Source organism: Clostridium tetani, from assembly GCF_900167265.1.
Taxonomy (GTDB): Bacteria; Bacillota; Clostridia; order Clostridiales; family Clostridiaceae; genus Clostridium_G; species Clostridium_G tetani.
Genome location: NZ_FUWT01000006.1, coordinates 127,911 through 154,220 on the forward strand (window position 1 = coordinate 127,911; position 26,310 = coordinate 154,220).

The following is a 26,310-nucleotide window of genomic DNA, read 5'->3' on the forward strand; positions in this document are numbered from 1 at the left end:
GTGAGTATTGATAAGATGAGTTTAAGAAAGAGAGTTGAAAATATAGAAAGGATAAGTATAATTCCAGAAGGAACTAAATCAGAAGACACAAAGGGTAGAATCATAAAAGAGAATCAAGATGATATAAGAACGGTATTTATGGTTGATAGAGATAGAATAATTCACTCAAAATCCTTCAGAAGATTAAAACACAAGACACAAGTATACATAAAAACCTGGGGAGACCATTATAGAACAAGACTTACACATACTTTAGAAGTTGCACAAATAGGTAAAACTATAGGTAAATCAATAGGATTAAATGAAGATTTAATAGAAGCTATAGCTTTAGGGCATGATATAGGGCATGTTGCCTTTGCTCATAGCGGTGAAGAAGTCTTAAATGAGCTTTTGCCTAATGGTTTTAAACATAATATAAATAGCATAAGAGTATTAACAAAGATAGAAAAGCAAGGAAAAGGATTAAACCTAACTAAAGAGGTCTTAGATGGTATACTACATCATAGTGGATTTTCAAATAAAAAAGATATTACTAAGGCATTTACCTTAGAAGGACAAGTAGTTAAGTATAGTGATAAAATAGCTTATGTAAATCACGATATAGATGATTCTATAAGAGCAGGACTTTTACATGAAAGTGATTTACCAAAGGATTTAATAAATGTATTGGGAAGAAATCATAGTGATAGGATAGATACTTTAGTAAAGGATTGTATAAATAAAACTTTAGAAAATATAAAACTTGGTACCATTGAAGTAGGCATGAGTGAAAAAATAGAAATAGCTTTAAAAGAATTAAGAAAATTTATGTTTCAAAGAGTTTATAAAGGATCAATTTTAAAAGAAGAAAGAGATAAAGCGAAGTTTGTATTATATCAAGTATTTAATTACTATTTAAAAAATTCAAATAAAATGCCAGAGTTTTACAAAAATATAGTTGAACAAGAGGGATTATATCAAGGAGTGGCAGATTATATATCAGGTATGAGTGATGATTATTGCTTATTATTGTTTAATAATATATATGTGCCTAAAATTGTAATTTATTAAAATAAATTAGTGTATTTTCCATATAAAAGTGGATAAACTAATAATTGTACTGAAAAACATAGAAAAAATATAAAAATGAAGGATATTTAAAATAAGCAAAGAATATATATTATAGCTGCATTTTAAATATACTTATTTAAATAAAAATAAATACAAAAAAAGAAGGAAAAAAGATATAATTGTCGAATATATATATCCTTTGTAAGGAGGAATATAAATATGAGGCTAAAGGATAGGTGAAGTGATTAAGTGATATCGAAAGATGTCATACAAAAAGTAAAAGAATCAAATGATATATTAGATGTAATATCGGAAAGAGTGAGACTTAAAAGATCTGGTAGGTATTACATGGGACTATGTCCTTTTCATAATGAAAAAAGCCCTTCTTTTACAGTTACTCCAAATAAACAAATATATAAGTGTTTTGGCTGTGGAGAAGCGGGAAATGTAATAACTTTTGTTATGAAAACAAGAAATCTACCCTTTGTAGATGCAGTACATTTATTAGCAGATAGGGCAAATATTGAAGTAACTTATGAAAATGGGGAAGCTCCAAAGAAAGATGCCAAAGAAGAATTATATAAAATAAATGTAGAGGCAGCAAGGTATTTTTTTAATAATCTAAGAAAAAACAAAAAAGCTTTAAACTACTTACAGAACAGGGGATTGTTACAAAAAACTATTAATAATTTTGGTATAGGATATGCTGAAGACAAGTGGGATGGACTTTTAAACTATTTAAAGAAAAAAGGTTATACTGAACTAGATATGTTGGCAGCGGGGTTGATTATAAAAGGTAATAAAAGAAATATTTATGACAGGTTTAGAAATAGAATAATGTTTCCAGTATTTGATTATAGGGGAAGAGTTATTGGTTTTGGAGGAAGGGTTTTGGACAATTCAAAACCTAAATATTTAAATTCACCTGAAACACATGTGTTTAAAAAAGGAACCAATCTTTATGGTATAAATTTTGCAATAAATAATAATATGAATAATATGCTTATAATAGTAGAAGGTTATATGGACTGTATTGCACTTCATCAATGTGGCATTCGGTCAGCAGTAGCCTCATTAGGTACGGCATTAACACCTAATCAAGCTAAACTTCTAAAAAGATATGCAAACAAGGTAATAATATCTTATGATGCAGATTTAGCTGGTCAAAAAGCTACACAAAGGGGATTAGATGTATTAAAAGAACAAGGTCTTGATGTAAGAGTACTTATGATGCCAAAAGGAGAAGATCCAGATGACTTCATAAAAAAGCATGGTAAAGAAGCCTTTTTAGAACTTATAGATAGATCTCTTCAATTAATAGATTATAAATTAAAAAAGGCTCTAGAAGGAGTGAATTTAAAAGATCCCGAGGGAGTTATTAAATATGTAAATAGGGCTATAAATATTTTAAAAGATTTACAACCAATAGAAAGGGAAATATATATAAAGAGACTATCCGATGAAACAAAACTAAAAAGTCAAGTATTGTATGATTTATTAAATAATAAATTACAAAAAGATGTGAATAATAGTATTAATGTGAATATTCAAGAAGTTTTAGGGAATAAATTATATTTAGAACCGTCTTATGTAAGGGCGGGAAGAGTACTTATAAAATCTATTATAGAAAGTGAAATTATAAAAGATTATGTTTTTCATAATATTAGTGTAGATGAATTTATATTAAAATCACATAGAGATATTATTAATATAATATTAGAAAATTATGACTTAGGTATAGAAGAAATTAAAAGTAATATAGAAATGAGTTATGAGGATAGTGAAATAATTAAAGAATGGATAAATATACAAGACTCTAAGAAAATTAACGAAAATGACGACTATAAAGTTATAGTACAGGATTTTATTAAAGAAATAAAAAAATATAAATTAGAAGAAAAGATAAAAAAGATAAAAGAAGAAATAAAAAAATTTGAAGCAGAAGGAAATATAGAAAAATCCCTAAGTTTAGCTAAAGAACTTATAAACATACAAAGACAGCTAAGTGATACACAGTAAAGTGGAAGGAGGCAAAATAATGAAAGATAAAAATGCCAAAATGAAGGTGTTGAAAAATTTAATAGATAAAGGCAAAAAAAGTGGTTCCCTTACATACAAAGAAATAATGGATGAATTAGAAGAAATAGAATTAACTCCAGAACAAATTGAAAAGGTGTATGAAGCACTGGAATCTATGAATATAGATGTATTAGGAGCAGATGAAATAAAAAAGGAAGAAGAGGAAGAAGAAATTGACATTAGCGTACCAGAAGGTATTTCTATAGATGACCCAGTAAGAATGTATTTAAAGGAAATAGGAAAAGTACCTCTATTAACGTCAGAAGAAGAAGTAGATTTAGCTCAAAGAATCGAAGCTGGAGAGTTAAAGGCTAGAAAGAAATTAGCAGAAGCAAACTTAAGACTAGTTGTAAGCATTGCAAAAAGATATGTTGGAAGAGGTATGCTATTTCTAGATTTAATTCAAGAAGGAAATTTAGGATTAATAAAAGCAGTTGAGAAATTCGATTATAGAAAGGGGTATAAATTTAGTACCTACGCAACTTGGTGGATTAGGCAAGCGATTACTAGAGCTATAGCTGACCAAGCAAGAACCATAAGAATACCTGTTCATATGGTAGAAACTATAAATAAATTAATTAGAGTTTCAAGACAATTACTACAGGAATTAGGTAGAGAGCCCACCCCTGAAGAAATTGCAAAGGAAATGGAAATATCAGTAGATAGAGTTAGGGAAATAATGAAAATCGCTCAAGAACCTGTGTCATTAGAAACTCCTATAGGGGAAGAAGAAGATAGTCACTTAGGAGACTTTATACCAGATGATGATGCCTTAGCACCAGCTGAAGCAGCAGCCTTTACTATGCTAAAAGAACAGCTTATAAATGTATTAGATACATTGACACCAAGAGAAGAGAAAGTATTAAGGCTACGATTTGGTTTAGATGATGGAAGAGCTAGAACACTAGAGGAAGTAGGAAAAGAGTTTAATGTAACAAGAGAAAGAATAAGACAGATAGAAGCTAAAGCTCTTAGAAAATTAAGACATCCAAGCAGAAGTAAAAAATTAAAAGATTATTTAGATTAAAATACAAAGCAAAGCACCATCAGGTGCTTTGTTCTATAATTCAAAGTAAAAGGTGAAGAAAATGAAGAGATATGATTCAAGTAAAGGAAAAGGATTAATTTACATTTTTGGAGAAACTATTTTTTCTAATTTAATAATTGTACTTTTAATTTATTTAACGAATTCTTTTGAATTAACATATTTATTAAAAGTGGCTTTAATAATAGTAAATATTTATGAAGCTTACTACATATTATTATACATATCTGTAAATTACACTATGAATGAAAAATCTTTAAATATAAATATTATCAGAGATCTTGTAATAGATAAAATTTTAATTGATGATATACAGTGTTATAGCAGAAAAACAGGCAAAATAAATGGAATAAAAATATCTGGACATGGTAAAGATTCTTTTGCATTAGGAAAGTCAATAATAGATAAAATTGGATTGACAAGAATGTATGTTACTTCAAGTAAAGATGTTATATATCTAAAAACAAAAGATACAACCTATGGAATATCTCCTCAAGATGGAGATAAATTTGAAAAGTTTTTAGAAGGAAAAGGAGTAGAAAACTCCACTTGGGAATACCTCCCTAATAAAAATATTCATTTACATAATAATAAAAGATATTTTATTCCATTTGTAATAAGTACTATTTTAATAATTGTACTTACACTTAATCCCTTTATAAAATATTTAAAAGGGAGTCTACCAGCTAAAATGCCAATATCTTTTGACCCTTCGTTTAATCCTATTTCTTTTGGGACAGGCAAACAATTTGCTTTCAAACAGATGGTATATGGTGTACTGAATATGATAGTACTACTTTGCATGTACTATGCATCGTATTTTTATGCTAAATATGATAAAAGATCAGCATATAAATATATATACATATCCTTAGGAATAACAATGTTTTTTTTAATAATGCAGTTTAAGATATTAAATACTTTTTAAAATTGGAGTGTAGAAATATATGGATATAAGTTTAAGATTAAAAGCTATAGCATCTATGGTAGAAAAATGCAATACATGTGCGGATATTGGAACAGATCATGGTTACATACCTATTCATCTTATTGATAATAAAATATGTAGTAAGGTTATTGCAACAGATATAAATAAGGAACCCCTAAATAGGGCAAGAGAAAATGTTATGAGAAGAAAATATACTGATAAAGTTGATTTTAGGTTAGGATCTGGACTTAATACTATAGATAAGGGTGAAGTTGATATAGCTATTATTGCAGGTATGGGTGGTAATTTAATAAAAGAAATAATAGAAGAGAATATAGAAAAATTTAAAGAACTTAAATACCTAATAGTTCAGCCAGTGCAAAATGTAGATGTCCTGAGAAAATACATATATAAAAAAGGATTTAATATTATAGAGGAAAAAATTTGTATTGAAGAAAATAAATTTTATGAAATTATAAAAATAAAGTATAATGATGTTATAATAGAAGAAGATGATATATTTTATGAAATAAGTAGGTATCTGTATGAAAGATGCGATAAAGATTTAAAAGAATTTATAAAATATAAGATAGAAAACTGTGAGAAAGTATATAACAAAATAGAGTTCAACACTTTCAAATCTAAAGAAAGAAAAAAACAGTTAGAAGAAAAAATAATTAGGCTAAAGGAATTGATAAAATGAGTTTAAAATTAAAGAACATCATAGAAGTAATGGAAAATGAATATGCTCCTGTAGACTTTAAGTTAGACTTTGATAACGTAGGACTTATGGTAGGTGATGCTAATGAAAATATTAACTCAATATTAGTTTCTTTAGATTGTACCCTTAAAGTTATAGAAGAGGCAAAGAAATTAGGATGTAATTTAATAATAACTCATCATCCTATACTATTTAAGAATCCTAAAAATATAACAACAGAAACTCTTTTAGGTAAAAAAATAATTGAACTTATAAAGAATAATATAAATGTATATTCAAGTCATACTAATTTAGATGCTGTACCTCAAGGTATGAATGAAATAGTAATGGATATATTAGGGTTAAAAAATTATTCAGTTATAGAAAAAAACTCATTAGATTTTAAAGGTGAGGAAGCAGGAATAGGTAGAATTGCTGAATTAGAAGAGAGAATTACTTTAGAAGAGTTATGTCATAAGGTGAAAAACTCACTAAACATAAAAGCCTTAAGATATGCAGGAGAAGAGAAGAAGTTAATAAAAAAAATAGCTGTTATAAATGGTAGCGGTACAGATCTTTTAGCATCTGCTAAGAAATTAGGAGCCGATTGTGTTATAACAGGAGATACTACATACCATTATGTAAGTGACTATGCAGAAGAAGGTATAGCTATTATAGATGCTGGACATTTTGAAACAGAATGGCCTAGTATGAAAATTATAGCTAAGTGGTTAGAAGAAAAACTTAATTCTAAAGATAAAACTGTAAAAGTATATATTTCTGAAGAATCCGTTTCACCATATAAGTATAAATAGAAATAGGCGTATTACGTCTATTTCTATTTTTTTATAATAAAAAATAGAGGAGTGACTAATTTGAATTTAGAAGATTTATTTAACCTTCAGAAGCAATATAAAAGTCTAGAAACAAATGAAAAAATATTAAAAAAACATAAGGATATATCAAAATTAAAGGAGTTAAAAGTAAAATTTGATAATGGAAAAAAAGAACTTACGGATTTAAAAAAAGAACTAGAAGAAGAAAGAAAAGAGTATTTAAAGACAAATAAAAAAGCTGAAGATATAAAAAAGAATATAGATAAAATGGAATATGCTTTATATAATGATGCAGGATCAGATATAAAATTGATAGAAAGTCTTCAGGAAAAAATAAATAAAGAGAAGTTAGAATTAAATAAAATGGAAAATAATATTATAAGGTTTTTAGAAAAAGAGGAAAACTTAGAAAAAGATATTTTAAATTTAGAAGATAAGGTTTCTAAGCTAAGAGAAGAATTTAACTTTAAAAAGGATGAACAAAAATGTGAATTTGAAAAGACCGTTAATGAAATTTCTAGTATAAAAGATAATATAAAAGAATTAGAGAAATCTATAGATGAAGAACTATTAAAGGAATTTCATAATAGGAAAAAATATAATGGAATAGTTATATGTGAATTAAAAGACGGTGTATGTGATGGATGTAAAATAAGAGTTGCCTATGAAATAAAAAGTGAACTAAATAAAAATAATATAGCATATTGTGATAATTGTGGTAGAATCCTTTTTAGTAATAACATAAAAAAGGATAAGAATGAAAAATAAAACATTTGCAAAAATCCGTTTAGTATGATATGATTTATTTTGCGAGTAAGCCAGACAGTCGCTGCTGTATAATTTACAGGAGAGGAAAGTCGGAGCTCCATAGAGCAGGGTGCTGGGTAACCCCCAGTGGAGGCGACTCTAAGGATAGTGCAACAGAGAGATACCGCCAAAGGTCTTGTAGACTTTTGGTAAGGGTGGAAAGGTGAGGTAAGAGCTCACCAGCACACTGGTGACAGTGTGGCTATGTAAACCCCACTTGGAGCAAGATCAAATAGAGAAGCAGGGAGATTAACTTCCAGGGGCTGCTCGTCCCGCTTCCGGGTAGTATCGCTAAAGCCTATTGGCGACAATAGGCTTAGATAGATGACTGTTTAATACAGGACTCCGCTTATAGACTTAGTCGCTTAAATGGTTTTAAACACAATCCTACGGGTTGTGTTTTTTACTTTTTGTCCGTAAATAATAACAACAATTTAAGAATTTATGATAAAATAAAGTAAATAATTAAGCATTTTATTTAAGGAGAATATTATGAACATAGGATATAGAACTTTAAAAACAGCTGTAGGATCAGCATTAGCTATAATTGTAGCTAAATGGTTAGGGCTTCAGTATGCAACTGCAGCAGGTATTATAACTATATTAAGCGTTGGAAAAACAAGAAAAAAGTCTATGAAGATAATGCTAAAAAGAATAATATCAACATTATTGGCTCTTTTAATATCCACAGTACTTTTTAATATATTTGGATTTAAAGAAATAAGTTTTGGTATATTTTTAATAATGTTTATTCCACTAGCGGTAAAATTTAATGTAGAAGAAGGAATTGTTGTAAGTTCAGTTTTAGTAACACATCTTTTAACTGAAAAATCAACAAGTCTATTTTGGATTGCCAATGAAATAGGACTTATGTTAGTTGGAGCAGTAGTGGCATTAATAGTAAACTTATATATGCCCAATACAGAAGATAAAATTAAAGAGTATCAAATGTATATTGAAGAGCATATGAAAACTATATTATTAAGAATGTCTCTTATAATGAAAGAGGGAAAACAGTGTTTTGTAAACAATGTCTTGTTAGAAGAATTAGAAGATGTATTAGATAAGGGAAGAAAGCTTACCTATATTAATTTAAATAATAATATTGTTCAAGAGGATAAGTATTATGTTAGATACATGAATATGAGAAAAAATCAAATAGAAAGTATAAAATATATGTTAAATCATTTTAAGGAAGACTTTTCAAAATATAAACAAGCTATGATTATGGCTAAATTCATTGAAAAGGTAGCAAACTCCATATATGAAGATAATACAGCAGAAAACTTACTAGAAGATTTAGATGTACTAAGAGAGGATTTTAGAAAAATGGAACTTCCCAAAACTAGAGAAGAATTTGAAATTAGAGCGTCTTTATTTCAATTTTTAAATGATATGGAACAATTTTTAAGAATAAAAAATGATTTTAAGAAAACAGAGATAGATTAAGGTAAAAAGGCAGAGAAATCTGCCCTTTCATTTCAATCTATATATTTCATCAAAACCATGTTGCAACCATAAAGGTATTGCTCTATGTAATGATTCAAAGTCTGTACTATTTTCATCTATTAACCTTCTATATCGCATAACAGATGTGGATAATACATTTATACTTAATATACCTATATTATTAATAGAAGGATTAATTTTATTTACTTGTTCTCCTATATTACATTTGTCTGGGGAACTTATGGATAGAAATTTTCTACAATTAAAGGGTCTTACGGAATATACTAAACAGGTTTTTTCATCAGATAAAAACACACAAGGTATCTTTTTATTTAAATAATCGGATGTAATTTTATCATCTTTTTTTACTTCATCTGGAGATGGAATCATTGATAATATCTCCCTAATTTTTGATATGAAAAGGTTTTTATCATAATCTGAAAAATTAGCTTGTACATAATCGCGAATAAGCTCTGCTTCTATTGCAGTACAGTCTACATAAAGACAACAGCAATCCCCACAACCCTTTTTACAGGAGGCGTAATTTTCAAATTGTTCATTGCCTTTATCATATAATTTATATATTTTATTTAAAATTTCTTTACCTTTGCTTACACTTAATTGGTTATTATATATTTCTGACATAAGGATAGCTGTTATTTCATCATAAATTTTATTAGTGTCGTTTTCACTAAACAGTATATTTTCTCCTAAATAATTTTTGCCCAAACTTTTAAGCTTTGTATTACTCAAAATAATCACCTCTGGAAGGATTATAGTATAAAACTAAAAATTTTACAATATATGAAAATTATATTCAAAATGTATTTTGAATTTTGTTGAAAAATATCTAAATATGTGATAGCATAACTTTATTAATGTGAAAAAATTAGGAAAAATATCTTTCGATAGAAGGGAAATTATTAAATGAGGGATTTTGAAATATTTACAGATTCGTGTAGTGATTTACCAATAGAATATATTAAAGAAAAAAATATAAAGTTTGCTAGACTTACATGTACTTATAATGATAAAACCTATTTTGATGATTTTGGTCAAAATTTATCATACAAAGAATTTTTTGATGATTTGCGAAAAGGGGTAACACCTATAACGTCTCAACCAAGTGTAGATGAGTTTTATACTAATTTTAAAAGCATAGTAAATAGTGGAAAAGATATTCTATATATATGTGTTTCCACAGGGTTAAGTGGATCAGAAAATAGTGCAACTATAGCTAAAAATATGATGTTAGAAGATTATCCTAATGCAAAAATATATATAGTAAATGTTTTAACAGCTTCACTTGGACAAGGTATAATGGTAATGAAAGCAGTTGAAATGAAAGAAGAAGGTAAGTCTTTAGAGGATATAGTAAGTTATGTAGAAGAACATAAACAAAGATTAAATACCTTTATGACTGTAGATGATTTAAACCATTTAAAAAGAGGTGGAAGATTATCAACAGCTGCAGCTATGATAGGAACAGTTTTTAATATAAAGCCCATACTATCAATAGATCAAGATGGAAGGGTAATATCAATAGATAAGACTAGGGGAAGAAAAGGCTCACTAAAAAAATTAGCAGATTTATTATTAGAAAGAATAGAGGAAGCTGAAAAACAAATAATAGGTATATCTCATGGTGATTGTATAGAGGAAGTATTAAAACTTAAAGATGCCATTTTATCAAAAATCAATGTAAAGGATGTAATAATAAATTATACAGGGCCAGCGGTTGGAACTCATGGAGGGCCAAATAGTGTATCTATATTTTTCATGGGAAAAGAAAGAAAAATATTATAGGTGTAATGTTAAAACTATAGGATTAAAATCCTGTAGTTTTTTATTATGAACTTTTCGTTAATTTGACAAATAGCTTAATAAGACATTATAATTTTTATAGATAACATAATAAAGAGAAGGCGGTAATGAATGGAACATAATACAGTAAGTGACTCTATTAAAGGATTAAAAAACATTAAATTTAGGTTGATTTTGGAATCTATATTAGTAGGATTAATAACAGGAATAGTAGTTGTTCTTTTTAGAATACTATTAGACAAGGTAACAAATTTTCGTAATTATGCTCTTATATTTATAAAAAATAATTCAATAGTGTATGTTGGAATGTGGTTTTTATTTCTTATAATTGCTGGAATTGTCTTTGGGATATTAATAGAAAAAATACCCATGATAAAGGGGAGTGGTATACCTCAAGTAAAAGGAGTTTTTCTAAGACAATTAAAAATGGACTGGCTAAGGGAGTTAGTTGCAAAGTTTTTTGGAGGAGTAGCTTCTCTAGGAATTGGTCTTTCACTTGGAAGAGAAGGGCCTTCTGTTCAACTGGGTTCAGAGGTAGGCCTTGGTTTTTGCCGTGTTTTCAAAAGGCGTCCCTTTGAAGAAAAATATCTGATTACAAGTGGGGCTAGTGCAGGGTTATCTGCAGCCTTTAATGCACCTTTAGCAGGAGTGGTATTTTCCCTAGAAGAATTGCATAAGAGTTTTAATTCATTAGTTTTAGCTTGTGCTATGGGAGCTAGTTTAGCGGCTAATTTTATATCAACTAGGTTTTTAGGATTGAAGCCAGTTTTCAGTTTTGAAAATGTTAAAGCACTTCCGTTAAATAAATATCATTATTTAATATTATTAGGTATAATAATAGGTATATCAGGAAGAATATTCAATTATTCCATATTAAAAGTACAGGATATATACAAAGATATAAAAGTATTAAAAAATAGATATAAAACAGTGATACCTTTTATTGTAACAGGAGTTATTGGATTAACTGTGCCAGAAATGCTAGGAGGAGGTCATAGTTTAGTTGAAAATTTAAGTAAAAATGAATTTTTACTTAGTACGCTATTAATATTTATAATTGTAAAGTTTTTATTTACTATTGTATGCTATGGTTCTGGAGTACCAGGAGGTATATTTTTGCCACTACTTGCTCTAGGAGCATTAATTGGAAAAACCTATGGTGTAACATTGGTTGAATATGCTAATTTACCAAGTGGATATATAATAAACTTTACGATACTTGCCATGGCTGCTAATTTTACAGCAATTACTAGAGCACCTATTACTGGCAGTATATTGATATTAGAAATGACAAATTCCTTCAATAGCTTTTTAGAATTAATGGTAATAACTACTGTTGCTTATTTGATAGCTGATATATTAAATGTACATCCTATATACGATTCGTTATTAGAAAGAATGATAGGAAAAAAAGCAGGAGTTAAAGTACTGGGGGACAAGAAAAAGAGTATAATTTTAGAAGTACCTGTATGTATGGGTTCTGAATTAGAAGATAAAAAAGTAAAAGATATAATATGGCCTGAAGATTGCCTAATAGTATCAATTGATAGATTGGAAAATAAAATAATACCAAATGGTGATACAATTATATTGCAAGGGGACAGGCTGGTGATTTTTACTAATGAAGAAAAGGCATGTAAAATAAAGCCTAATTTAATGTCTATGGGAGAAGATATTCTAGAAAAAATGTAAATATTAAAGGACAATTCATTTTGAACTGTCCTTTGTTTTTTATTTAGATTTTTTGGCCACTTCTATGTTTAATTTTCTTCTACATAATGTTTTATCTATGCAGTTATCCATTAAATCACCGACACGATCTGTTGCTATATCTACAAAAGCAAATTTATCTAGTATATCTATACTTCCAACCTGGCTTTTATTTATATTAGCATTATTATCTAAAAACTCTAATAGAATTTTAGGGTTAAGTCTATCCTTACGACCTACATTTAAGAATATTCTAGTGTAGTCTAAGGAATTTGACTCTGTATTATCATCATCATAATCATAAGAAATTTCGTCATTATATAACATGCTCATTAAAGCAGCAGTAACATTTGTTAGATCGAATTTGCTTTCCAAATCTTTAACTAAAGGTATAAAAGTATTATAATTATCCTTAGATAAAGTTTGTTCTACATCATTTAATATACTATCAAATTTAGCTTTTAGCACATCATCCATAGTAGGTAATTGTCTTTTATTTATTTTACTTTTACTTATTTTTTGTATTCTTTTAAGAGAACTAAACTCTTTAGGTGTAACAAAAGTATATGCTGTACCTTTTTTATTAGCTCTTCCTGTTCTACCAATTCTGTGCACATAGGATTCTGTATCTTGAGGTAAATCATAGTTTATAACATGACTTGTATCCTTAACATCTATACCTCTTGCAGCTACATCAGTGGCTACAAGGAAAGGAATAGTTCTTTCTTTAAATCTATTTAAAGTATTTAATCTATGACTTTGAGTCATATCACCATGCATTCCCTCTGCACTAAAACCTTTTTCTTTCATAGATGATACTAATTCATCTACACCTTTTTTAGTTTTGCAAAATATTATAGCTCTAGTTGGTTCGTCAACAGAAAGTACTTTGCATAAAGATTCAAATTTATTTTTTTGTTTAACTTCGTAATAAAATTGTTCAACAGAAGATACTGTCATAGAATTTTGAGCTATAGCTACATGCTTAGCATCTTTTTTCATATACTTTTTAGCTATCTTCTTTATTTCACTTGGCATTGTTGCAGAAAATAATAAAGTACGTCTATCTTCATTACAACTTTTTAATATATTTTCTATATCATCCACAAAGCCCATATTAAGCATTTCATCAGCCTCATCAAGAACAAGAAATTCAATATGAGATAGATTAAGAGCTTTTCTATTGATTAAATCTTGAACTCTTCCAGGAGTACCTATTACAATATCTATTCCTTTTTTTAAGCTTTTTATCTGTCTGTCTATGGAATCTCCTCCGTATACAGGTAACAATTTGAATTTAGTGTATTTTGCTACAGTTGTAAGCTCTTTATATACCTGAATAGCAAGTTCTCTTGTAGGAGCTAGTATTATACTCTTAACTTTTTTAGATTCATTACTAATACTATTTAAAACAGGAGCACCGAAGGCAAGGGTCTTTCCAGTACCTGTTTGAGCCTGACCTATAACATCAAATCCTTGTAAAACAATTGGTATAACCTCAGCTTGAATTTTAGAAGGAGTTTCAAACCCCATATCTTCAATTGCTTTGAGTATATCTTCGTTAAGTCCTAAATTATTAAATTTTAAATTTTCCATTCATTATTCCTCCAAACTAATCAATTTATTATAATACAGTACGTAAAAATTAACAAGGGTAAATCTATATTTAATATTAAATTAACTATTGCAATTTAATAAAATAGATGTTATACTGAATGAGTTGTGTAGTTCAAATGAATTACACAGTGAGATTTAAATATGGTCATAAACATTTCCTCAAGTAAGAAAAGTTACGTGAATCAGTTTTAAATCTTAATACATAAAAAGGAGGAATGTTACAATGGCTGATAAGAATTTAACTTGTAAAGATTGCGGTAAAGACTTCGTTTTTACTGAAGGAGAACAAGAATTCTACAAGGAAAAAGGTTTTGAAAATGAACCACAAAGATGTCCTGACTGTAGAAGAGCTAGAAAACAACAAAACAACAGAGGATTTAGAAGATAATTAAAGTTGTGAATGTACCCTATAAGAGATTTCTCTTATAGGGTTTGTTTTTTATTAAAATAATATTACTAAAATGTAATGTTATTTATTTCAATTGTAATATAAATGAATAGTTATAATTAGTCCCATATTTTATAATTAAATCATAAAGTAAATAAAGGATATTTAAAGGAGAATTTAATTATGAAAATGATAAAGGGATTATATAACAAAATTAAAGAAGAAGGGATAAAAATTAATAGAGAAACTAAATTAAAAGATAATTCCAAAGAAGTAATAGAACTAAAATTTATGTTACAAAATAATATAAGAATTTAACATTAAATATATTAGAGGAGCTGAAGTAAAATAGATAATAATAAAAAAGATGAAACTTAAGGCATATGTTATTATAAAAATAATAGCATATGCCTTTTAAGTTAATCTTTATTATCTTTTACATACTCTAATATATCTCCAGGCTAACATTGAAGTTCTCTATAAATACATATAATAATTTATAAAAATAAGGGAACAATTAAACTAATAATAATTAATTTGTAATATAGGAAAGTATTGATAATTGTTGTTAAATAATATATAATATTAAATAAATAATGGCATAAGGTGGTAATAAGTATGAATAAAAAAGGAATTAAAATATCTATAATAGGATCAGGATTTGTAGGCTCAACTACTGCATATGCTCTTATGATGGAAGGGTTAGCCTCTGAAATAGTTATAGTTGATATAAATAAAGAAAAAGCAAAAGGAGAAGCTATGGATTTATCCCATGGTGTTTCCTTTGTAAAACCTGTAGATATTATAGCGGGAGATTATGAAGATACTAAGGATTCAGATATAGTTATAATAACAGCAGGAGCAGGGCCAAAGCCTGGAGAAACTAGGTTAGATTTAATAAATAAAAATTATGAAATATTTAAAGGTATAGTTCCTGAAGTTGTAAAGTATAGTCCTAAATCAATTTTGCTTGTAGTTTCAAATCCAGTAGATATATTAACCTATGTAACTTATAAACTTTCAGGATTCCCTCAAGAAAGAGTAATAGGATCAGGAACGGTATTAGATACATCAAGATTTAGATATCTTCTAGGAGAACATTTTAAAATAGATGTAAGAAATGTTCATACTTACATATTAGGAGAGCATGGTGATTCTGAAATAGCAGCATGGAGTCTAACTAATATAGCAGGTATAAGTGTAGAAGATTATTGTAAAGATATATGCAAAGGTTGTGAAGGAAACTTTAAAAATAGAATTCCAGAAGAAGTAAAAAATGCGGCTTATGAGGTTTTAGAAAGAAAAGGATATACTTCCTATGCAATAGCTTTAGCTGTTAGAAGAATAGTAGAAGCTATAATAAGAGATGAAGATTCTATTTTAACTGTGTCCACACTATTAAGAGGCGAATATGGTATAAATGATATATATATGGGAATACCTTCCGTAATAGGAGAAACAGGAATAAAAAGAGTTCTCGAGGTAAAACTTAGTAAAGATGAGGAAAAACAACTTAAAGAATCAGCAGAGGTTTTAAAAGAAAATTTAAATAAGATACCTATAAAATAAATATTGGGAGATATAAATCTCCCAATGGGCTGTTGATAAATTATCAACAGCTTTTTTAAATTTCAAAAGTCCAATTACCTTCTGTAAATACAGGGATTTTTTCTCCATCCCAAGTTGTTCCAATAATGGTAAGATCCTTAGTTCCTATCATAAAATCTTCATGTACTAAAGAGGTATTTACACCATGTTTTTCCAACTCATTTTCATTCATATTTTCTCCATTTTTAAGGCATACAGGATAAGCTTTTCCAATTGCAAGATGACAGGAAGCATTTTCATCATAAAGGGTGTTATAAAAAATGATATTCGAATTTGAAATAGGTGAATCAAAAGGTACTAAAGCTACCTCTCCAAGATAATGAGAGCCTTCATCTGTATTTATTAAATGTTTTAAAGCATCATAACCTTTTTTAGCATGGAAATCTACTATCTTACCATCTTTAAAAGTTATATAGAAGTCTTCCACTATAGTTCCGTTACAATTTAAAGGTTTAGAGGCTACTACAGTACCATTAGCACCAGTTTTTAAAGGAAGTGTAAATACTTCTTCAGTAGGCATATTTGCTATAAATTCTATACCTTCGGGAGTGTAATCAGCACCGCCAAGCCATATATGATCTTTTGGAAGTTCTATTTTTAAATCAGTACCTAAGGAGTTTTTATAATGTAAATATCTAAAGTTATTAGAATTTAAAAAATCCATACTTTTTTTTAGAGTGCTTTTATGATCTTCCCAAGCGAGAATTGTATCTTCTTTGTCTATTCTCATTATTTTAAATATATTATCCCAAAGAGTGCTAACGGCATCATGGCAGGATAGCTCAGGAAAGATTTTTTTAGCCCAAGCTTCAGTAGGTATAGATATAATAGACCAAGGGTTTTTATTACTCATAAGTCTTTCACTATGCTCTTTTAAAGCCAATTGTTTAGCTTTTTGAGCTGTGGCTATTGTTTTCTGATCCACTTCTTTTAGTAATTCTGGATCAGATGCATATATACTTAAAAAAGCAGCTCCTTTTCTGCTATAGTATAGGTAAAAATCTTTTTGCCAAGGAGGCATTTCTTCAAAAACCTCTTTTGGGGCTTTTAAAAATCTTATCTTGGAAAATAATTCATCATTCCAGTTAATGATTACATCTTTTGCACCATTATCGTAAGCTATTTCAGCTATTAAACGTGAAAAATAAGCACATTCAATAGGAGAAGATATAACTAGCAGTTGATCTTTTTGTATATTCACTCCTATTTTTACTGCCAGTTCAGCGTATTTTTTTAAAAGGTTCTTATTTATCAATAAAATCATCCTTTCTTTAAGCTAAATTTATATAGATGTATTATAACATTATTTATTATATATTTTCCTAAGAAAAGTAATTTTATCCTATTAATGATTAAATATAAGAAAGAGCAATGGAAAAGTATCCAATTGCTCTTTTTTTTATATATTATTAAAACATTATATTAAAGAAAATTGCTCCTATAAGACCACCGATTATTGGACCTACAATTGGTATCCAGGCATATCCCCAATCTGAATCGCCTTTACCTTTTATAGGCAATATAGCATGTGCTATACGTGGACCAAGATCTCTTGCAGGGTTTATAGCATATCCAGTAGGTCCACCTAAGGATACTCCTGCAGCAAGAATTATTAAACCAACAACTAGAGGAGCTAGTCCATCTGCCATACTGGTATTTGCAACTCCTAGTATACCAAATACTAAGAAGAATGTTCCTATAATTTCAGTAATTAAATTTGCTGTAGTGTTTTTTATAGCTGGTGCTGTAGAAAAGGCTGCAAGTTTAGTAGCTTGATCTTCTGTTGCTTCCCAATGGGGTAAATAAGTAAGCCATACTAAAGTTGCTCCAATAATAGCTCCTACTAATTGAGCTATTATATATCCAGGAACGTCTGCCCAAGAGAATTGACCAATGGATGCAAATGCAATAGTTACAGCTGGATTAAAATGTGCTCCACTTATTGGTCCAAATATATATACTGGAATAGCAACTGCAATAGCCCATCCGGTTGTTATTACAATCCATCCAGATCCTTCACCTTTTGAGTGTTTAAGCACATTGTTAGCTACAACACCATTACCTAATAGAATTAAAATCATAGTTCCAAGCAATTCACCCATGAACGCTGACATTTAAATCTCCTCCCCATAATAAATATTTAATTTACATAGTAAAATTGGTTAAATCTTAGTTTAATCGATTACACCTTGTCCATAGTAAATTCACCTCCAATTATTATAGCTAAAGGTGTAAAAAAATGAAAAGCCGAATAAAACAAAGATTATCTTTATTTTAAACGGCTCTTATTCTCTGCCACAAATAAATTTATTATACCTTTATTTATATTTTACTGTAACAGCTTCCAAATTTCAAGAGTATTTTTTCAATTGTTTATAAATTGAAACAACTTGAATATGTTTTAAAGTTAAATGGTTGAATATGAAAGTAAATTATCATATAATTAAAATAGTCATAATTGTTAGTATTCTTTAAGGATACATATTGTAAAAAATAAGGAGGAGATTTTTATGGGTAATGTTGATAAGATTGTAGAAAATATAAAATCAGGTAAAGCAAATTTAAATTTATTGGATGATAGAATTACTCAAAATAAGAAATTAGAATTTATTCAACAAAGTGGCTTTGAAAAACTTTGTGAATTTGGAGATGATGAAACATTTAAAGCTTTATATAAAAAAGAAGGAAAATATTATTATGCAGAAAGAGAATATTGTGCTGATAATGCACAAACTGGTTCTTGTGAAATGCAATATGATAAATTATATGAAGTTATATTATAAATAAAATAATAACCCCTGCAAATTTATTTGTAGGGGTTATTTATTTATAGATTATAACGTTTACAATATTATGCAAAGGATGTATAATATTCTTAAAGATATTTTAGATATAGTAAATAAGGGGGAGTAAAAAATGTTTAAAGAAAGAAGTTTTAAAAAAATTTCTTCTTGGTTAGTTGCAATATTTATGATGTTAAATATATTCATGCCAATGAATACAGTATCAGCCTCTGAATTAGCAAACAACAAAGAAGACAGCAATGTAAAGACTATTAACATAGTTACTTTAAATGATTATCATGGCGTAGTAAAAGAGGCAGGTAAGGATATAGGAATTGCTAAATTCACAGAGACTATAAATGAATTTAAAAAAGAAAATCCTAATACTATAGTACTGGGAGCAGGAGACCTTTTTCAGGGGACAGCTCTTTCAAATTTAAACTATGGAGCACCTATAAATGAAATGGTAAAAGAACTTGGAGTGATAGCTTCCGCAGTAGGAAATCATGAATTTGATTGGGGAATTAATAGGATAGCAAAATGGGCAGAAGAAGGTGGCTATGAATGGTTAGCTTCTAATATATATGACAAAAAAACTAGAGAACCAGTGACTTGGGCTAAACCTTATAAGATGTTAGAAGTAGATGGAGTGAAAATAGGTCTTATCGGACTAGCTACTCCTGAAACTGCGTATAAGACAAAACCTAGTAATGTAGAAGGCTTAGAATTTAGAGATCCAATAAAATCAGGAAAAGAATGGGCAGATAAATTAAGAAAGGGAGAAGTTCCAGAAGGCAAGGCAGATATAATAATAGCTGTAACACACTTAGGATCTATTCAAGATAAGAACACAAAAAAGATAACAGGGGAAGCGGCAGATCTTGCAAAAGCTAATGTAGGAATCGATGCTATAATTTCTGGACATACTCATATGACAGTTGCAGGAGAGGTAAATAAAACTCCTATTGTACAAGCTTATAAAAATGGTAGAGCTTTTGGTAAACTTGAAATTAAATATAATATAAATAATAAAAAAGTATCCATAAAACCAGAAGTAGTGGATTTAGCTTCTAAAGTAAAAGATTTAAAAGAATCAGAAGCAGGTAAAAAAATAGTAGAAAAATATGAAAATGCATCTAAAGATAAGCTAAATGAAGTTGTTGGACATACTAAAAAAGATTTGCCTCATGAAAGATTTGAAGGACCTTCCCTATTAGGAGAATGGGTTTGTGAGGCGATGGCAAAAACTACAAAATCTCAAATAGCAATTACTAATGGAGGAGGACTTAGATGTCCTATAAATAAAGGGGATATAACTGTAGGAATTCTTTATCAATTAATGCCTTTTGATAATACATTAGTAACTATGGAAGTAAAAGGATCTGATATTAAAAAAATTGTAGAAAATGGAATAGGAAATGAAAGCATTGGTTGGGCTGCAATTTCTGGATTAAAAGTAAAATATGATTTAAAACAGCCATTTGGCAATAGAATTCATGATATAAAACTTAGTGATGGTAAAGAGATAGACATGAATAAATATTATACATTAGTAACTAATGATTTTATGTCAGAAGGTGGAGACAATTTTGATTTCACCAGTGCTAAAAACAAAGTAGATACAAATTTACCAATAAGAGACGCTCTTATAAAAGAATTAAGAGATGTTAAGACTATATCTGTAGATAGAAAAAATTATTTAGAAGCTGGAACAAAGCCACAAGCTAAACCACAACCAAAGCCAGAAATAAAACCTTCACAAAAAAAGGTTGTTTACAAAGTTAAATCAGGAGATAGCTTATATAGAATAGGTAAGAGATATAAAATAGATTATAAAACAATTGCAAAAGATAATGGAATTAAAAATCCTAATTTAATATTTATAGGACAAAAAATAATAATAAACGTAAATTAGGCTAAAAGTATAGAGGTAATAGTTTAAAACTTACCTCTATATTTTTATTTAGCCAATAGTTTTTATTGAGATAAGTGTAAAATATAGTTATAATAAGCTTATAAAGGTATATTTATATAATTACATAGGAAGGGGTAGTGAAAATATGGAAATACAAAAGTTTATAGATCATACAATATTAAAACCAGAGGCAACAGAGGAACAAGTAAAAAAATTATGTAAAGAAGCAAGAGATTATAAGTTTGCATCAGTATGTGTAAACCCTTATTATACTTCATTAGTAAGTAAAGAATTACAGGGTACCGATGTAAAGACTTGTGTAGTTATAGGATTCCCATTAGGAGCTAATACAAAAGAAGTTAAAGCATTTGAGACAAAACAAGCCATTGAAAATGGTGCAAAAGAAGTTGATATGGTAATAAATATAGGAGCTTTAAAGGATAAAAAATATGATGTGGTAAAAGAAGATATAGAGGCTGTTGTAAATGAAGCTAAGGGAAAAGCTCTAGTTAAAGTTATAATTGAAACCTGTCTTTTAACAGATGAAGAAAAAGTAAAGGCTTGTGAAATATCAAAAGAAGTAGGAGCTGACTTTGTAAAAACTTCTACAGGATTTTCTACAGGTGGTGCTAAGAAAGAAGATGTTAAATTAATGAGAGAAACTGTAGGAGAAAATATAGGGGTAAAGGCATCAGGAGGAATAAGGGACTATAAAACTTCCTTAGAAATGATAGAAGCAGGAGCTAATAGAATAGGAGCTAGTGCGGGAATTAAAATAGTAGAAGAATCAAAATAAGCATCTTATTATTCTTAGGAGGAATTGAATATGAGAATGTACGATTTAATTTTAAAAAAGAGAAATGGTGAAGAACTAACAAAAGAAGAAATAAATTTTCTTATAGAAAATTATACAAAGGGAAACATTCCAGATTATCAGATTTCTGCTTTACTAATGGCTATATATTTTCAAAAAATGAATAGTATAGAAACTGCTAATCTAACTATGGCTATGGCTAAATCAGGGGATACTTTGAACTTATCTAAAATAGATGGAATAAAAGTAGATAAACACAGCACAGGAGGAGTTGGAGATACTACAACTTTAGTGCTTACTCCAATGGTTGCAGCTCTTGGAATACCAGTAGCTAAAATGTCAGGAAGAGGTCTTGGACACACAGGTGGAACTATAGATAAATTAGAATCTTTTTCAGGTTTTTCAGTAGAAATATCTGAAGAAGAATTTATAGAAAATGTAAATAGTAAAAAAATTGCTATAATGGGTCAAACAGCTGACTTAGCACCAGCAGACAAAAAATTATATGCCCTAAGAGATGTAACAGCTACAGTAGATAATATATCCTTAATAGCATCTAGTATAATGAGCAAAAAAATAGCCTCAGGGGCAGATGCTATAGTATTAGATGTAAAGGTTGGAGAAGGAGCTTTTATGAAGACTCATGAACAGGCCAAGGAGCTTGCTAGTGCCATGGTTTCTATAGGTAAAAATGTAGGGAGAGATACAGTAGCTGTAATTTCTGATATGGATCAACCTTTAGGATTGGCCATAGGAAATTCACTAGAAGTTAAAGAAGCTATGGATACATTAAAGGGAAAAGGACCAAAGGATCTTTTGGAGCTTTGCTTAGTTCTTGGAAGTAATATGGTGGTACTTTCTAAGAAAGCCAAAACAGTAGAAGAAGCTAGAGAAATGCTTTTAGGAACTATTAAGGATGGCTCGGCTATAAAGAAATTTAGAGAGTTTATTGAAGCACAAGGTGGAGATCCATCTCAAGTAGATGATCCAGAGAAACTTCCAAAGGCTAAACATATTGTTCCTGTAAAGAGTGATAGAGAAGGATATGTAATTAAGATACATGCTGATAATATAGGATTAGTAGCTATGGAGCTTGGAGCAGGTAGAGCTACCAAAGAGGATAAAATAGATTTAGCTGTAGGTATTGTTTTGAACAAAAAAAGAGGAGAAAAAGTTCAAAGAGGAGATATAATTGCATATATCCACTCCAATGATGAAAGTAAAATAGAGAAAGCGGCACAGGGAATACTTAAAAATTATGAAATTTTTACTGAAATGAAAAATGAAATTCCATTAGTTTATGATGTAATAAGATAAATAAGATTATTGCTATTATGAAAGGCAGTTCTTAGAAGTAAGAACTGCCTTATTATATATACATCATTATTCTATAAATACTAGTTCTTTACTACGTAAAGATACTGGAGCAACAGTTCCTTTAATATATTTAACACTATTATTTAATCTATTATATATGCAACTTGTAATAGGTCTTATATTATCGCCATATACTATGAATAGCTTATCTTCTTCAATGATTTCATAATCCCATAAATTCAAAACATTTTTTAAATTTATATTAAAACAGTCTTTATTATCTAAAATGTTTTCAATCTTAAGATTAAAATCTTTAGATTTTTCAAATATAACAATTTTTTTAGAACCTGAATACACTTTGTTTTTATATTCAAATATATTCATATCAAAATATATATCTTTTAAATTAAATTTCTGTTTATTAATAATAGAATTATTATTTAAAGAACATATGGTTAGTTTACTCCTTTTATTTATACAATTTTTAGTTATTAAATAAAGTTTTTGTGAATTTAAATTATAGTTTATAATTGAACTTTCCTCAAACCATTTATCCCGTAAAATAATATTTGTGCAATTAGTTTTACCCAATATAAATTTGTTAAAATCTATTATAGCTATTGTACACATGGATTCTATATTATGAGCTTAATTCTCATCTACTCCTTCAAAAGTTTCATCATTTTCGCAAAAATATAATCTATCATTATACTCAAATGCTACCTTTTTATCATATATTTGAACTATTTCATAAGGATCTACTTTGTTATTATCTATTTTTATCAAATAATACACTCCTTAAAACTATATTTTCTTTTATTTTCGTCAATATAATTATTTTAATTATAGAGATTTAGTATTTACAATTTATTAAATCTAATAAATAAATGAGATTAAGCCTCTAAAATCTTTAGGGGTTAAGGCTCTAGAGTTTTTTATGTATACATTTACAACATTGTGTAAGAGGAGTATAATGGTATATAGTACCATTATTTTCTTAATACATTATAAAACAATAAAAAAGGGAGCGGTTTCATGTTTAAAAAATTTAAATTTAAAAATTGGACATCTTGGTTAATAGCATTAGTTATGGTATTAAGCTTAGTCACACCATTTAATGTGTCCGCAGCAGAAAAAACTGTAGATTTACAGATACTTGCAACAAGTGATACACATGGTAAATTTGTACCATATGAGTATGCTATCAATTCAGAGAGTAAATCAGGTAGTATGACACAAATTGCCACAGCGGTTAAAGAATTAAAAAAAGCAAATCCTAATACAATATTAGTGGATGCTGGAGATACTATTCAAGATAATTCAGCTAGTTTATTTCTAGATAACGAAATACATCCAATGATTTTAGCTATGAATGAAATAGGATATGATACTTGGACTTTGGGAAATCATGAATTTAATTATGGTGTTCCTACATTAGAAAAGGTTGCTTCTCAATTTAAAGGTACAATGTTATGTGGAAACGTTTATAAAAAAGATGGGGAAAGATTGGGCAAGCCTTATAATATCGTTGAAAAAGCAGGAGTAAAAGTTGGTATTATAGGAATGACTACTCCTAATATAACAAGATGGGATTCAGAGAACTTAAAAGGTTATAGAGTTACAGATCCTGTAGAAGAAACTAAAAAAGTAATATCTGAAATTAAAGATAAAGTAGATGTAATGATAGCAGTGGTTCATATGTCAGAAGGCGAAGAATATGGAAACAAAAACTCTTCAGCAGTTTCACTAGCGAATGCCTGTCCAGAACTTGTGGCTATAGTTGCTGCCCATGAACATAAAGCTGTTGATGGAGCTACATATAATAATGTTTTATTAGTTGAAAATAAAAACTTAGCTCAAACAATAGCTAAGATAGATATAAAACTTACAAAAAAAGATGGAAAATATATAGTAAGTGATAAAACTAAAGATGTTACATCTAAAATTATATGGATGATGGACGGAAAAACTAAAAAGGTAAACTACGAATCAGATAAAGATTTAGAGAAAAAATTAAATTCATATCATAAAGTGGCTTTAGATGATGCAAATCAGATAATAGGAGAACTTAAAGGTGGAAACTTGGTTCCAGAGGATGAAGTGAAAGGCATACCTACTTCACAAATACAAGAAACACCAATGATTAATCTAATAAATGAAGTGCAAATGTACTATACAAAAGCTAATGTTTCAGCTGCAGCGGCATTTAGATCAAACGCTAATATGAAGCAAGGTAAAATTAAGAAAAGTGATGCTTCATTGATATATAAATTTGATAATACATTATACTTATTAGAAGTAACAGGAAAACAATTAAAAGATTATATGGAATGGTCAGCAAGCTATTATAATACTTATAAACCAGGAGATTTAACTGTATCTTTTAATGAAGATGTAAGAGGATATAATTATGATATGTTTTCTGGAGTTAAATATGAAATAGATATTTCAAAAGAACCTGGTAATAGAATTACTAACTTAAGAAAAATGGATAATTCACTAGTGAAAGATACAGAGACTCTTAAATTAATAGTAAATAATTATAGAGCTAGTTCACATCTTTTAAATCCTAATAGTGGAATATTCAAAGATGGAAGCTTACCAAAGCTTATAGAAAAGGATGCATTAGATGGCACTCCAATAAGAGATTTAATAGGAAGATATATTAAAGAAGTAAAAAAGGGAGTAATAACTCCACAAATGAATAATAACTGGAAAATTTCAGGTAACAACTGGGATTCTGCAAAAAGAAAGGAAGCCGTAAAGCTAATAAATGAAGGCAAGATAAAAGTTCCTCAATCTAAAGATGCAAGAACTCCAAATGTAGCTTCAATTACAGAAAAAGATTTGGAAAATGCGAAAAATAACAAGGCAGTAAAACCAGTAGATAAAAAGCCAACTACAAAGCCAGACTCAAAGGATAGCAAAGATAAGAAAGTAATAAAACCAGCGGATAAAAAGACTGTATACACAGTAAAAAGTGGTGATTGCTTATACTTAATAGGTCAAAAATATAATGTTTCTTACAAAAAAATAGCAAAAGCAAATAATATTAAAAATGTTAACTTAATATTTGTAGGACAAAGATTAATAATACCAGCCAAATAAAAATATTATAAAAAAGAGCCAAACATAGTAATATTCTATAAAATGTACCCTTTGTCAAGGACAGTTTAAAAAAAGACTAGGCGGTACTAAGAAGATGATTTCTGTATTTTACAGGAGTCATCTTTTTTAAATTCCATTGACCTCTATAATTATTATAATAATCCATATATTCATCAATTTCTTCCAAGAGTTCAGCAAATGTATTACAATTTTTAATATTTGTTTCATCCTTAAGATGTCCAAAGAATGACTCCTGTGGAGCATTATCCCAGCAGTTACCTCGTCTAGACATAGATTGTTTTATATTATATTTTTTAAGCAATTTCTGAAAT

The 26,310-nt window shown here is 28.6% G+C and carries 25 protein-coding genes and 1 other RNA gene; 19 read left to right on the top strand and 7 right to left on the bottom strand.

Annotation, left to right across the window (positions count from 1 at the left end):
• The first annotated feature begins 15 nt into the window (after nucleotides 1-15).
• The 9 genes from B5D21_RS06300 to B5D21_RS06340 all read left to right on the top strand — a co-directional run bounded on the left by B5D21_RS06300 (nucleotide 16) and on the right by B5D21_RS06340 (nucleotide 8,894).
• The gene (locus tag B5D21_RS06300; RefSeq protein ID WP_035109141.1) at nucleotides 16-1,050 is read left to right on the top strand and encodes a deoxyguanosinetriphosphate triphosphohydrolase; all 1,035 of its coding nucleotides are present in this window, start codon (nucleotides 16-18) and stop codon (nucleotides 1,048-1,050) included.
• Nucleotides 1,051-1,299: 249 nt separating this feature from the next.
• Nucleotides 1,300-3,069, top strand: a complete 1,770-nt coding sequence (gene dnaG, locus B5D21_RS06305) for a DNA primase (protein WP_011100173.1) — start codon at nucleotides 1,300-1,302, stop codon at nucleotides 3,067-3,069.
• 19 nt (nucleotides 3,070-3,088) lie between these two features.
• Nucleotides 3,089-4,156 carry an RNA polymerase sigma factor RpoD gene (rpoD, locus tag B5D21_RS06310; protein WP_035109143.1) on the top strand — a complete coding sequence of 356 codons (1,068 nt, stop codon included), beginning with the start codon at nucleotides 3,089-3,091 and terminating at the stop codon, nucleotides 4,154-4,156.
• 61 nt (nucleotides 4,157-4,217) lie between these two features.
• Nucleotides 4,218-5,102 carry a PH domain-containing protein gene (locus B5D21_RS06315; RefSeq protein ID WP_035109144.1) on the top strand — a complete coding sequence of 295 codons (885 nt, stop codon included), beginning with the start codon at nucleotides 4,218-4,220 and terminating at the stop codon, nucleotides 5,100-5,102.
• A 19-nt stretch (nucleotides 5,103-5,121) separates the two neighbouring features.
• Nucleotides 5,122-5,805, top strand: coding sequence for a tRNA (adenine(22)-N(1))-methyltransferase (locus tag B5D21_RS06320; RefSeq protein WP_011100170.1), 684 nt, complete (start codon nucleotides 5,122-5,124; stop codon nucleotides 5,803-5,805).
• Nucleotides 5,802-6,617 (top strand): Nif3-like dinuclear metal center hexameric protein, encoded by an 816-nt coding sequence (locus tag B5D21_RS06325; protein WP_011100169.1) that lies wholly within the window; start codon nucleotides 5,802-5,804, stop codon nucleotides 6,615-6,617. The genes B5D21_RS06320 and B5D21_RS06325 overlap by 4 nt, the downstream gene beginning before the upstream one ends.
• 60 nt (nucleotides 6,618-6,677) lie before the next feature.
• Nucleotides 6,678-7,406, top strand: coding sequence for a zinc ribbon domain-containing protein (locus B5D21_RS06330; protein ID WP_052040324.1), 729 nt, complete (start codon nucleotides 6,678-6,680; stop codon nucleotides 7,404-7,406).
• Nucleotides 7,407-7,448: 42 nt separating this feature from the next.
• An RNA gene (gene rnpB / locus B5D21_RS06335) (RNase P RNA component class A) lies at nucleotides 7,449-7,813 on the top strand.
• Between the two features lie 121 nt (nucleotides 7,814-7,934).
• On the top strand, nucleotides 7,935-8,894 hold the full coding sequence (locus B5D21_RS06340) for an aromatic acid exporter family protein (protein ID WP_115638799.1): 960 nt from the start codon (nucleotides 7,935-7,937) through the stop codon (nucleotides 8,892-8,894).
• 27 nt (nucleotides 8,895-8,921) lie between these two features.
• Here the strand turns inward: B5D21_RS06340 and B5D21_RS06345 are convergent, their stop codons facing one another.
• A complete protein-coding gene (locus B5D21_RS06345) occupies nucleotides 8,922-9,647 on the bottom strand; it encodes a YkgJ family cysteine cluster protein (RefSeq protein ID WP_035109147.1) in 726 nt (241 codons plus the stop codon).
• Between the two features lie 174 nt (nucleotides 9,648-9,821).
• On the opposite strand from B5D21_RS06345, the gene B5D21_RS06350 reads away from it, so the two are divergent.
• On the top strand, nucleotides 9,822-10,700 hold the full coding sequence (locus tag B5D21_RS06350) for a DegV family protein (RefSeq protein WP_011100165.1): 879 nt from the start codon (nucleotides 9,822-9,824) through the stop codon (nucleotides 10,698-10,700).
• Between the two features lie 129 nt (nucleotides 10,701-10,829).
• Nucleotides 10,830-12,410, top strand: coding sequence for a ClC family H(+)/Cl(-) exchange transporter (locus B5D21_RS06355; RefSeq protein ID WP_011100164.1), 1,581 nt, complete (start codon nucleotides 10,830-10,832; stop codon nucleotides 12,408-12,410).
• A 39-nt stretch (nucleotides 12,411-12,449) separates the two neighbouring features.
• Here the strand turns inward: B5D21_RS06355 and B5D21_RS06360 are convergent, their stop codons facing one another.
• Nucleotides 12,450-14,024, bottom strand: coding sequence for a DEAD/DEAH box helicase (locus B5D21_RS06360; protein ID WP_011100163.1), 1,575 nt, complete (start codon nucleotides 14,022-14,024; stop codon nucleotides 12,450-12,452).
• Between the two features lie 244 nt (nucleotides 14,025-14,268).
• On the opposite strand from B5D21_RS06360, the gene B5D21_RS06365 reads away from it, so the two are divergent.
• The 3 genes from B5D21_RS06365 (at nucleotide 14,269) to B5D21_RS06370 (ending at nucleotide 16,002) form a co-directional block, all read left to right on the top strand.
• Entirely contained in the window at nucleotides 14,269-14,433 is a 165-nt protein-coding gene (locus B5D21_RS06365; protein WP_023438986.1) for a zinc-ribbon domain-containing protein, read from the top strand.
• A gap of 183 nt (nucleotides 14,434-14,616) precedes the next feature.
• Nucleotides 14,617-14,751 (top strand): hypothetical protein, encoded by a 135-nt coding sequence (locus tag B5D21_RS14375; RefSeq protein WP_274542159.1) that lies wholly within the window; start codon nucleotides 14,617-14,619, stop codon nucleotides 14,749-14,751.
• Nucleotides 14,752-15,051: 300 nt separating this feature from the next.
• Nucleotides 15,052-16,002, top strand: a complete 951-nt coding sequence (locus tag B5D21_RS06370; protein WP_035109151.1) for an L-lactate dehydrogenase — start codon at nucleotides 15,052-15,054, stop codon at nucleotides 16,000-16,002.
• 55 nt (nucleotides 16,003-16,057) lie between these two features.
• On the opposite strand, the gene B5D21_RS06375 is transcribed toward B5D21_RS06370, so the two are convergent.
• Together B5D21_RS06375 and B5D21_RS06380 are read right to left on the bottom strand one after the other, a co-directional pair.
• A complete protein-coding gene (locus B5D21_RS06375) occupies nucleotides 16,058-17,293 on the bottom strand; it encodes an aminopeptidase (RefSeq protein WP_197538926.1) in 1,236 nt (411 codons plus the stop codon).
• A gap of 157 nt (nucleotides 17,294-17,450) precedes the next feature.
• Complete coding sequence (locus B5D21_RS06380) at nucleotides 17,451-18,155, bottom strand: MIP/aquaporin family protein (RefSeq protein WP_011100160.1); 705 nt, start codon at nucleotides 18,153-18,155, stop codon at nucleotides 17,451-17,453.
• A gap of 396 nt (nucleotides 18,156-18,551) precedes the next feature.
• Here B5D21_RS06380 and B5D21_RS06385 point away from each other — a divergent pair, with 396 nt between their 5' ends.
• The 4 genes from B5D21_RS06385 to B5D21_RS06400 all read left to right on the top strand — a co-directional run bounded on the left by B5D21_RS06385 (nucleotide 18,552) and on the right by B5D21_RS06400 (nucleotide 22,870).
• The gene (locus B5D21_RS06385) at nucleotides 18,552-18,824 is read left to right on the top strand and encodes a hypothetical protein (RefSeq protein ID WP_035109154.1); all 273 of its coding nucleotides are present in this window, start codon (nucleotides 18,552-18,554) and stop codon (nucleotides 18,822-18,824) included.
• A 133-nt stretch (nucleotides 18,825-18,957) separates the two neighbouring features.
• The gene (locus tag B5D21_RS06390; protein ID WP_011100159.1) at nucleotides 18,958-20,739 is read left to right on the top strand and encodes a 5'-nucleotidase C-terminal domain-containing protein; all 1,782 of its coding nucleotides are present in this window, start codon (nucleotides 18,958-18,960) and stop codon (nucleotides 20,737-20,739) included.
• A 145-nt stretch (nucleotides 20,740-20,884) separates the two neighbouring features.
• A complete protein-coding gene (gene deoC / locus B5D21_RS06395; protein WP_011100158.1) occupies nucleotides 20,885-21,535 on the top strand; it encodes a deoxyribose-phosphate aldolase in 651 nt (216 codons plus the stop codon).
• A gap of 30 nt (nucleotides 21,536-21,565) precedes the next feature.
• Nucleotides 21,566-22,870: a pyrimidine-nucleoside phosphorylase gene (locus B5D21_RS06400; RefSeq protein WP_035124548.1), complete on the top strand. Its 1,305-nt coding sequence runs from the start codon at nucleotides 21,566-21,568 to the stop codon at nucleotides 22,868-22,870.
• 66 nt (nucleotides 22,871-22,936) lie between these two features.
• Here B5D21_RS06400 and B5D21_RS06405 read toward each other — a convergent pair whose 3' ends face one another.
• Nucleotides 22,937-23,500 (bottom strand): hypothetical protein, encoded by a 564-nt coding sequence (locus B5D21_RS06405; protein ID WP_011100156.1) that lies wholly within the window; start codon nucleotides 23,498-23,500, stop codon nucleotides 22,937-22,939.
• 18 nt (nucleotides 23,501-23,518) lie between these two features.
• Nucleotides 23,519-23,656, bottom strand: coding sequence for a hypothetical protein (locus tag B5D21_RS14050; protein WP_155274216.1), 138 nt, complete (start codon nucleotides 23,654-23,656; stop codon nucleotides 23,519-23,521).
• A gap of 249 nt (nucleotides 23,657-23,905) precedes the next feature.
• Between B5D21_RS14050 and B5D21_RS06410 the strand changes: the two genes are divergently transcribed.
• Nucleotides 23,906-25,978 (top strand): 5'-nucleotidase C-terminal domain-containing protein, encoded by a 2,073-nt coding sequence (locus tag B5D21_RS06410; RefSeq protein WP_011100155.1) that lies wholly within the window; start codon nucleotides 23,906-23,908, stop codon nucleotides 25,976-25,978.
• Nucleotides 25,979-26,054: 76 nt separating this feature from the next.
• Here the strand turns inward: B5D21_RS06410 and B5D21_RS06415 are convergent.
• Nucleotides 26,055-26,310 (bottom strand): IS3 family transposase (locus tag B5D21_RS06415; RefSeq protein WP_143323996.1); only part of this gene is annotated, 256 nt, incomplete at its 5' end.